This is a genomic window from Spongiactinospora sp. TRM90649 (assembly GCF_029382225.1).
In the GTDB taxonomy this organism is placed as follows: Bacteria; Actinomycetota; Actinomycetes; order Streptosporangiales; family Streptosporangiaceae; genus Spongiactinospora.
Genome location: NZ_JARLTC010000011.1, coordinates 254,941 through 263,873, shown reverse-complemented (window position 1 = coordinate 263,873; position 8,933 = coordinate 254,941). Strand labels below are relative to the sequence as shown.

Below are 8,933 nucleotides of genomic sequence, written 5' to 3'. Positions count from 1 at the left end.
CGGCGGCGACCAGAGCGGCGGTGAGCAGCACCCGCCAGGCGCCCACCGGCCTGGCCGGGGGTCCGGCGGCGGGCGGGAGCGGCGGGAGCGGCGGGAGCGGCGGGAAGGGGTCGCCCTCCGGGGGCCGCGCCGGCGCGCCCGGCAGGAAGTCGGGGCCGCGCGGCCTGCCGAGGCCGAGCAGGTCCGGGTGGTCGCGCATCGGGATCCCCTCTCCGGCCCATCAGATCATCCGGGAGAACCAGAACATGGACGTGCCGGCCGCGAGGACCGCGCCGATCAGGGCGAGGCCCACGAACCAGGTCCAGATCTCCTGCCGCTCCACGCGGTGTCCGACCGAGGTGCCGATGGTGTCGTAGACGTCCTGGAGTTCGTCGCCTGACGCGGCCTCGTGGAAGCCGCCGCCGGTCGAGTCGGCGACGCCCTTGAGCGCGGGGCCGTCCACGGGGACCGGGACGGCCTCGCCGTCGAGTTCCACGGTGCCCTGGGGCGTGCCGTAGGCGATGGTGGTGACCGGCACGCCGCCGCCGGTGGCCTCCCGCGCGGCGGCGTCCACCGGCCTGCCGGTGGTGCTGGAGCCGTCGGACAACAGCACGATGTGGGCGGGCGGCGGCCGTTCCCCGGCCTGGGCGTCGAGCGAGCGGATCGCCGCCAGCGAGGAGAAGACCGCCTCTCCGATGGCGGTGCCCGGCCCGGTGGTCAGGCGGTCGATCGCGGCCAGCACCGCCGCCCGGTCGGTGGTGGGCGGCACCGCTACGGACGCCGAGGCGGAGAAGGACACCAGCCCCAGGTTGAAGCGAGGCGGCAGCCCCTGTACGAAGCGGCGGGCGGCGTCGCGGGCGGCGGTGAACCGGTCGGGGGCCACGTCGGTGGCCCGCATCGAGGCGGACACGTCGAACGCGACCATGATCGTGGCACGTTCCCTGGGCACCAGGACCTCGGCGGTGGGCCGGGCGAATCCCACGATGAGCGACACGAGCATGAGCCCGAACAACGTGGCGGGCACGTGCCTGCGCCAGCCGGGCCGCCGGGGGACCACCTTGTCCAGCAGCTCCAGGTTGGTGAACCGGACCGCGTAGCGGCTGCGCCGTAGGAACATGACCACATAGACGACCCCGATCGCGAGTGCGGGGACCAGGAGCCAGAGCCACAGCGGCGACAGGAAGCTCATCCGGCGCCTCCCCGATGTCGTGCGCCGCTTCGCTGGGCGGCGGCGAGGCGGCGCTGGTCGATCACCTGGCGGACCAGGTCCGTCACCCAGTCGCGGTCGGTGCGCAGCCTCAGGTGCGACGCCCCGGCGCGGCGCAGCGCCGCCCGTACGGCCCGCCGCTGCTCCCCCGCCGCCGCCGCGTACCGCTCGCGCAGCCGGGGGTCGGCGGTGGACACCTCCCGGCGCCCGCCCGTCTCCGGGTCGGTCAGCGTGAGCACACCGACGTCCGGCAGGGTCAGCTCGCGCGGGTCGAGCACCTCGACGGCGAGGAGCCGGTGCCGGGCGGCGAGCCCGGCCAGCGGCCGTTCCCAGGTGCCCGGTTCGTCCAGGAAGTCGGAGACGACCACGACCAGCCCGCGCCTGCGCAGCACGCCCGCCAGCCGTGCGGCGTGGCCGCCGAGCGGCTCGGGCCGCTCGGCGGGAGCGGCCCTGGGCAGGGTGTGCACGGCGTGCAGCAGCGCCAGCAGGTGGGCACGCCCGGCGCGCGCGGGCACGACACGGGACCCGCCCGCGCCGCCGCACAGGATGTGCGCGCCGATCCGGTTGCCGCCGCGCCCGGTCAGGAAGCCGATCGCGGCCACGGCGGCCAGCGCCAGCTCCCGCTTCTCCATCCGCCCGGTGCCGAAGTCCATGCTGGCGGTGGCGTCGAGCAGCACCCAGGTCTCCAGCTCGCGGTCGGCGATCAGGTCGCGCACGTGGGGCTCGGTCAGGCGGGCCGTGACGTTCCAGTCCATGCGCCGCACGTCGTCACCGGCCAGGTACGGCCTGGCCTCCCCCGGCTCGCTGCCCGGCCCGGGGACCAGCCCGAGGTGGTCGCCCTGCAGCAGGCCGTCCAGCCGCCGCACGACGTGCAGTTCCAGACGGCGCAGCGGCCCCCCGGCGATCAGGTGGCGCATCAGGCCGCCGCCTCCCCCGGGGCGATCCGGGGCGCGGGCACGGCCGCGAGGATCCGCTCCACCAGCCGCCGGGGCCGCGCGCCGTCGGCGAGCCCCTCGAAGGACAGCACCAGGCGGTGGGCGATCACGTCGGCCGCCAGGTCGCCGACGTCCTCCGGCAGGACGTACTCCCGGCCGCGCAGCAGTGCCATCGCGCGGGCGGCGGCGACCAGGCCGAGCGTGGCCCGGGGGCTCGCCCCGAAGGCGAGCGCGCCGCGCAGGTCGGCGAGCCCGAACCGCTCGGGCTCCCTGGTGGCGTAGACGAGCCGGACGACGTACTCGGCGACGGCGTGGTGCACGAACACCTGCCCGGCGGCCCGCTGCAGGACGGCGAGCCGGGCCGGGTCCAGGACGCGCGCCGCGCGCGGCGGCTCCACGCCCATCCGGTAGAGGATCGCCAGTTCCTCCGACTCGGTCGGGTAACCGACGTCGATCTTCATCAGGAACCGGTCGCGCTGCGCCTCCGGCAGGTGGTAGACGCCCTCGGACTCGATCGGGTTCTGGGTGGCCAGCACCACGAACGGCGCGGGCACCGGGTGGCTGTGCCCGCCGATGCTCACCTGGCCTTCGGCCATCACCTCCAGCAGGGCCGACTGGACCTTGGCGGGCGCCCGGTTGATCTCGTCGGCGAGCACCACGTTGGACATGATCGGGCCCAGTTCGGTGCTGAAGCCCTCGGCCGAGGGGCGGTAGATCCTGGTCCCGACGATGTCGGCGGGCACCAGGTCGGGCGTGAACTGCACCCGGGCGAACGATCCGCCGAGCACGGTGGCCAGGGTCTCCGCGGCGAGCGTCTTGGCGATGCCGGGGACCCCTTCGAGCAGGCAGTGCCCCCGGGCGAGGACCGCGACGAACAGCCGCTCGACCATGTGGTCCTGGCCCACGATCACCCGCTTGACCTCGAACAGGGCGCGTTCCAGGCGGTTCGGGTCGGGCTCGCCCGACTGGCCGGTCACGGCTTGGCCGCCGCCGCGGCGTGGCCGGGGCATTCATCGACGACCAGCCGAAGTTGAACACCCTGGGCGGTCGGGTCGGGGCCGGGCGGGCCGGCGCTCCCGGTCGCGAGGTACGCACCGCCGCTCAGTGCCAGGACCCCCGCGACGGACCTCCAGCGTGTCGTGCGTGCCATTGGGTGCTCCGTATCCCATCGGTTGCGTGTTGGTGAACCTCATGTACGGCACCCATGTCATCAATCACCCCCGAAAACCGACGTAAGGCTCGTTCCCGAAAACGACGACGGCCCGGACGCCGAAGCGTCCGGGCCGCCGGGTGACCGGGGTGCGGGTCAGTCGTTGAGGTGCTGACGCAGGTAGGAGTCGACCTGGTCGATCGCGACGCGCTCCTGCCGCATGGTGTCGCGCTCGCGGATGGTGACCGCGTGGTCTTCCAGGGTGTCGAAGTCGACCGTGACGCAGAACGGCGTGCCGATCTCGTCCTGGCGGCGGTAGCGGCGGCCGATCGCCCCGGCGTCGTCGAACTCGACGTTCCACCGGCGGCGCAGCGTCGCGGCCAGGTCGCGGGCCTTGGGCGACAGGTCGGCGTTGCGGGACAGCGGCAGCACCGCGACCTTGACCGGGGCCAGCCGGTGGTCGATGCGCATGACGGTGCGCTTCTCCATGACGCCCTTGGCGTTGGGGGCCTCGTCCTCGGCGTAGGCGTCGATGAGGAAGGTCAGCACGCAACGGTCGACGCCCGCAGCGGGCTCGATCACGTAGGGGACGTAGCGCTCACCGGAGTCTTGCTCGAAGAAGGACAGGTCGGTGCCCGACGCCTTGCCGTGCGCGGTGAGGTCGAAGTCGGTGCGGTTGGCGATGCCCTCCAGCTCGCCCCACTCGCCGCCGGTGAACCCGAAGCGGTACTCGATGTCCACGGTGCGCTTGGAGTAGTGGGACAGCTTCTCCTTCGGGTGCTCGTAGAGGCGCAGGTTGTCCTTGTTCAGGCCGAGGTCGGCGTACCAGCGGTAGCGCTCGTCGATCCAGTACTGGTGCCACTCCTCGTCGCTGCCCGGCTTGACGAAGAACTCCATCTCCATCTGCTCGAACTCGCGCGTGCGGAAGATGAAGTTGCCGGGGGTGATCTCGTTGCGGAACGACTTGCCGATCTGGCCGATGCCGAACGGGATCTTGCGGCGTGCCGACTGCTGCACGTTGAGGTAGTTGATGAAGATGCCCTGCGCGGTCTCGGGGCGCAGGTAGGCCAGGCCCGATTCGTCCTCGACCGCGCCGAGGTAGGTCTTCAGCAGGCCGCTGAACTGCCGGGGCTCGGTGAAGGCGCCCTTGTTGCCACAGTTGGGGCAGGTGATCTCGGACAGACCGGCGGGCGGACGGCCGTGCTTGGCGACGTAGGCCTCCTCCAGGTGGTCGGCCCGGAAGCGCTTGTGGCACGACTGGCACTCGGTCAGCGGGTCGGTGAAGGTCTCGACGTGGCCGCTGGCCTCCCAGACCTCACGCGCCAGGATCACACAGGAGTCGAGGCCGACGACGTCGTCGCGGCCCTGCACCATGGCCTTCCACCACTGCCGCTTGACGTTGTTCTTCAGCTCGACACCGAGCGGTCCGTAGTCCCACGACGCACGCAGACCCCCGTAGATCTCGCTCGACGGGTATACGAGCCCGCGACGCTTGGCGAGGCTGACGATGGTGTCCATGACGTCGGTACGTCGTGCCATTGGGTAAGTCTCCATCCGGCTGGAGGTCGGCGAGGAATTCAGTGGGATCCCAGCTTAGGGGACACCGGAGGCTCCACGTCCTCGAAGGCGCTGGGTTCGTTCAGCATGAGCGTCATCAGCGGGTACATGGTCATTCGCGCCGCCGACAGTGCCCGCCGGTAGAACCCGGCGCCTTCCCATTCGCAGACCAGCGCCCACAGCCCGGGCTCGTCCACCGAGCGGCCCAGCCGCCCGCGCACATAGCCCGGCTGACTCGCGAGGACGTCGAGGATCTCACGGGCCTGCCCGGCGAACTCCTCGGCCCGTGCGGCGGGCACCTCGTAACGGATGATCGCAAGCATCCGCCCAGCATGCCAGAGGCGCCGGGCCCCCCATCGCGATGCCCGGGGATAGGCTCGGCGCGTGGCAGAACAGCGTGATCCCGGTTCCGAGGGCCGCCGCGTGCCCTCCCATCCTCTCGCCAAGCCCTCGGGGCGCCCCGGGGCGTCCGGCCCGGGGGGCGGCGGCAACGGTCGCAAACGGCCGCGCCGCCCGCTGCCGGCGGGCGACCAGTTCTTCACGCCGGGCGCGACCGGTGTGCGCAAGGCGATCGAGGAACGCAGCGCGGCCCCGCTGGTCTATCTGTTCCAGTTCCCCCGGTGGGTGGTGCCGCTGATCATGGTGGCCCTGCTGCTGGTGGGGTTCACGGTGCCGGACTGGCGCGGGGGCCTGGCGGTACTGCCCGTCCTCGGCTTCGTCGCGTGGCTGGGGTATATGTCGTGGCCATCACTCCGGGTGGGCGGGCGGCTGATCCGGGTGATCTTGGTGACCTTCCTGCTACTGCTGACGGCCGACCGGTTCGGGCTCTTCTGACCGGCCTTCACCAGCGGTTTCTTCCTGCGCACGGTCGTCAGAGATCGCCCGATCTTGATGGTTTTGACAACCGTTTTCATTTCACGTCATACTTGTGATGTGATGTCCTACTTTTCCGGTCCAAGGGGCCGAAGCATCGGTCTCATCGCCGGAGGTGTCCTCTTGCTCACCTGCACCGCCTGCGGCCAGGGGCAGGCCGAGGGCGCGGGCGGCGACGGCAAGCCACAGGTGATCGCCGCCTTCTATCCGCTGCAATGGCTCAGCGAGCGCGTCGCCGGGCCGGACGCCACGGTCGTGACGCTGACCAAGCCGGGCGTCGAGCCGCATGACCTGGAACTGACCCCGCGCCAGGCGGCGACCCTGGGCCGGGCCGATCTCACCGTCTACATCAAGGGCGTGCAGCCCGCGCTGGACGAGGCCGTCGAGCACAACGCGCCGAAGACGGCGTTCGACGTGGCGACGGCCGTCCAGACCCTCCCCGCGAGCGGAGACGCGCACGCCCACGAGGACGAGGCCGGACAGGCCGGGCACGCCCCCACCGCGATGGAGGCCCATGACCACGAGGACGAGGCCGTCGCCTACGACCCACACCTGTGGCTGGACCCGAGCCGGTTCGCCACCGTCGCGACCCGGCTCGGCGAGCGCCTCGCCGCCGCCGACCCCCCGCACGCCAAGGCGTACAAGGACCGCGCCGCCGCCGTGTCGGCCGAGCTGACCACCCTGGACGGCGAGCTGCGCAAGGGCCTCGGCACCTGCTCCGCCCGCGCCGTGGTCACCAGCCATGCGGCGTTCGGCTACCTGACCGGCCGCTACGGCCTGGAACAGATCGGCATCAGCGGCATCGACCCCGACTCCGAGCCCTCCCCCGCCCGCCTCGCCGAGGTCTCACGGCTGGCCAGGCAGGAGAAGGTGACCACGATCTTCACCGAGGCGCTGGTCAGCCCGAAGGTCGCCGAGGTGCTGGCGAGCGAGGTCGGCGCGAAGACCGCCGTGCTCGACCCGCTGGAGAGCAAGCCCGCCTCCGGTGACTACCTCTCGGCCATGCGCGCCAACCTGACGACGCTCCGGAGCGCCCTGGGATGCACTTGATCACCGCGCTCCGGAACACCCCCACTACACTCACCCGAAGTGACCGGAAGGAGGCGTGGCCACCCTCCCGAGGCACACGCCCGGGTGCTCGCCCCGATGAATCGATGACCCGACAGCCCGGTGTAGAAACGGTGTTCGCCATGACCGGCGGCCAGGTCAGCCTGGACGGGCGGCCCGTGCTGCGCGGCGTCGACGTGCAGGTCCGCGCCGGAGAGGTGGTCGCCGTGCTCGGCGCCAACGGCTCCGGCAAGTCCACCCTGATCCGCGCGCTGCTGGGCCTGGTCCCGCTGAGCGCGGGCCGTACCGAGCTGTACGGCGTGCCCCCCGCCCGCTTCCGCGCCTGGCACCGCGTCGGCTACGTGCCGCAGCGCCTGTCGGCGGGCGGCGGCGTGCCCTCGACCATCCGCGAGGTGGTCGCGTCCGGCAGGATCGCGCGCCAGCGGCGGCTGCGGCCCACCAGCATCGCCGACCGCGACGCCGTGGACCGCGCGCTGCACGCCGTCGGCCTGGCCGACCGGGCGGGCGACCCGGTCCACGCGCTGTCCGGCGGGCAGCAGCAGCGGGTGCTGATCGCCCGCGCGCTGGCCGGCGAGCCCGAGGTGTTCGTGATGGACGAGCCCACCGCCGGGGTCGACGCCGACAGCCAGCGCAACCTGGCCGAGACGCTGTCCCGGCTGATCGCCGAGGGCCGCACCGTGCTGCTGGTCGCCCACGAGCTCGGGCCGATGGAGTCGCTGGTCACCCGGGCCCTGGTGCTGAAGGACGGCGTCATCGTCCACGACGGCGCGCCGCCCGCGGCCGTCGGCACGCACGCGCTGCCCGGCCACGACCACGTCCACCCGCACGCCGCCCCCGCAGAGTCCGGGCCGCTCCGGTGGCACCCGGGATCGGCGCAGGCCGGCGACGCCCCCGCCGACTGAACGTCCGCCTCCGACGGAGAGAAGAACCGTGTTCGAGCTGTTCCAATCGGACTTCATGGCACGCGCGATGATCGCCGCGCTGCTGGTCGGCCTGGCCGCCCCCGCCGTCGGCACGTTCATCGTGCAGCGCCGCCTGGCCCTGCTGGGCGACGGCATCGGGCACGTGGCGCTGACCGGCGTCGCGCTCGGGTTCCTGACCGGCACCGCCCCGACGATCACCGCCGTGGTGGTGGCGGTCCTCGGCGCGGTGGTCATCGAACTGGTCCGCGAGCGTGGCAGGACCGGCGGCGACGTGGCGCTCGCGCTGCTGTTCTACGGCGGCATCGCGGGCGGCGTGCTGCTCATCGGGCTCTCCGACAACGCCAGCAACACCACGCTCGTGTCCTATCTGTTCGGCTCGGTGAGCACCGTCAGTGTCGAGGACCTGTGGGTGATCGGCGTGCTCACCCTCGGGGTGCTCAGCGTGGTGCTGGTGTTCGGCCGCGAGCTGTTCGTGCTCTGCCAGGACCAGGAGGTGGCCAAGGCCAGCGGCCTGCCGGTCCGCTTCCTGAGCATGCTGATCGCGGTCACCGCCGCCCTCACCGTGGTGGTGGCCATGCGCGTCGTGGGGCTGCTCCTGGTCAGCGCCCTGATGGTGGTCCCGGTCGCGGCGAGCCAGCAGCTCACCCGCGGCTTTCGCGCGACTCTCCTGCTCGCCATGGTCTTCGGTGTGGTGGCGACGGTGGGCGGCCTCGGTTACACCTACTATGTGGATGTGGCGCCCGGGGCGGCGATCGTCCTGCTCGCGCTCGCGGGATTCGCGCTCGCCCTCGGTGTCGGTACATTCATACGCCGGAACCGAATCGGGGAGTCGACCAGATGACGAGCCGCCGCGACGCCGTTCACGACACCCTCCGCCGCAGCGAGGGCTTCCGCAGCGCGCAGGACATCTATGCCGAGATGCGCGCCGAAGGGGCCAAGATCGGGCTCACCACGGTCTACCGCGCGCTGCAGGCGCTCGCCGACAACGGCGAGGTGGACGTCCTGCGCACCGACGACGGCGAGGCCGTCTACCGGGCGTGCGCCAGCGGCACCCACCATCACCACCTGGTGTGCCGCCGCTGCGGGCACACCGTCGAGGTGGCCGGTCCGGCCGTCGAGCGCTGGGCCGAGACGATCGGCCGGGAGCACGGGTTCAGCGACATCACGCACACCGTCGAGGTCTTCGGCACCTGTTCCTCCTGCGCCGCCGGGCTGAAGGCGGGCTGAACCCCCCGCCCGGC

General features: G+C 72.4%; 12 protein-coding genes. 5 read left to right on the top strand and 7 right to left on the bottom strand.

All coding sequences use genetic code 11. The features are described 5' to 3' along the window. The 7 genes from P3X83_RS16270 to P3X83_RS16240 form a co-directional block, all read right to left on the bottom strand. Window positions 1–199: hypothetical protein (locus P3X83_RS16270; RefSeq protein WP_277305902.1), on the bottom strand; the 199-nt coding region annotated here is incomplete at its 3' end. 21 nt (window positions 200–220) lie between these two features. Next, window positions 221–1,168 (bottom strand): VWA domain-containing protein, encoded by a 948-nt coding sequence (locus P3X83_RS16265; RefSeq protein WP_277305901.1) that lies wholly within the window; start codon window positions 1,166–1,168, stop codon window positions 221–223. Then, a complete protein-coding gene (locus P3X83_RS16260) occupies window positions 1,165–2,103 on the bottom strand; it encodes a DUF58 domain-containing protein (RefSeq protein WP_277305900.1) in 939 nt (312 codons plus the stop codon). The genes P3X83_RS16265 and P3X83_RS16260 overlap by 4 nt, the downstream gene beginning before the upstream one ends. Further along, a complete protein-coding gene (locus P3X83_RS16255; protein ID WP_277305899.1) occupies window positions 2,103–3,098 on the bottom strand; it encodes a MoxR family ATPase in 996 nt (331 codons plus the stop codon). Before P3X83_RS16255 ends, P3X83_RS16260 begins: the two co-directional genes overlap by 1 nt. Beyond that, entirely contained in the window at window positions 3,095–3,271 is a 177-nt protein-coding gene (locus tag P3X83_RS16250; RefSeq protein WP_277305898.1) for a hypothetical protein, read from the bottom strand. Before P3X83_RS16250 ends, P3X83_RS16255 begins: the two co-directional genes overlap by 4 nt. Before the next feature lie 156 nt (window positions 3,272–3,427). Next, the gene (locus P3X83_RS16245; RefSeq protein ID WP_277305897.1) at window positions 3,428–4,810 is read right to left on the bottom strand and encodes a glycine--tRNA ligase; all 1,383 of its coding nucleotides are present in this window, start codon (window positions 4,808–4,810) and stop codon (window positions 3,428–3,430) included. Between the two features lie 38 nt (window positions 4,811–4,848). Next, window positions 4,849–5,151 carry an antibiotic biosynthesis monooxygenase family protein gene (locus tag P3X83_RS16240; RefSeq protein WP_277305896.1) on the bottom strand — a complete coding sequence of 101 codons (303 nt, stop codon included), beginning with the start codon at window positions 5,149–5,151 and terminating at the stop codon, window positions 4,849–4,851. A 61-nt stretch (window positions 5,152–5,212) separates the two neighbouring features. Between P3X83_RS16240 and P3X83_RS16235 the strand changes: the two genes are divergently transcribed. The 5 genes from P3X83_RS16235 (at window position 5,213) to P3X83_RS16215 (ending at window position 8,919) form a co-directional block, all read left to right on the top strand. Continuing rightward, window positions 5,213–5,662: a DUF6703 family protein gene (locus tag P3X83_RS16235; protein WP_277305895.1), complete on the top strand. Its 450-nt coding sequence runs from the start codon at window positions 5,213–5,215 to the stop codon at window positions 5,660–5,662. A 162-nt stretch (window positions 5,663–5,824) separates the two neighbouring features. Beyond that, window positions 5,825–6,751 carry a metal ABC transporter substrate-binding protein gene (locus P3X83_RS16230; RefSeq protein ID WP_277305894.1) on the top strand — a complete coding sequence of 309 codons (927 nt, stop codon included), beginning with the start codon at window positions 5,825–5,827 and terminating at the stop codon, window positions 6,749–6,751. Between the two features lie 104 nt (window positions 6,752–6,855). Continuing rightward, entirely contained in the window at window positions 6,856–7,671 is an 816-nt protein-coding gene (locus tag P3X83_RS16225) for a metal ABC transporter ATP-binding protein (protein WP_277305893.1), read from the top strand. 28 nt (window positions 7,672–7,699) lie between these two features. After that, a complete protein-coding gene (locus tag P3X83_RS16220; RefSeq protein ID WP_277305892.1) occupies window positions 7,700–8,533 on the top strand; it encodes a metal ABC transporter permease in 834 nt (277 codons plus the stop codon). After that, window positions 8,530–8,919, top strand: a complete 390-nt coding sequence (locus P3X83_RS16215) for a transcriptional repressor (RefSeq protein ID WP_277305891.1) — start codon at window positions 8,530–8,532, stop codon at window positions 8,917–8,919. Before P3X83_RS16220 ends, P3X83_RS16215 begins: the two co-directional genes overlap by 4 nt. The last annotated feature ends 14 nt before the right edge of the window (window positions 8,920–8,933 follow it).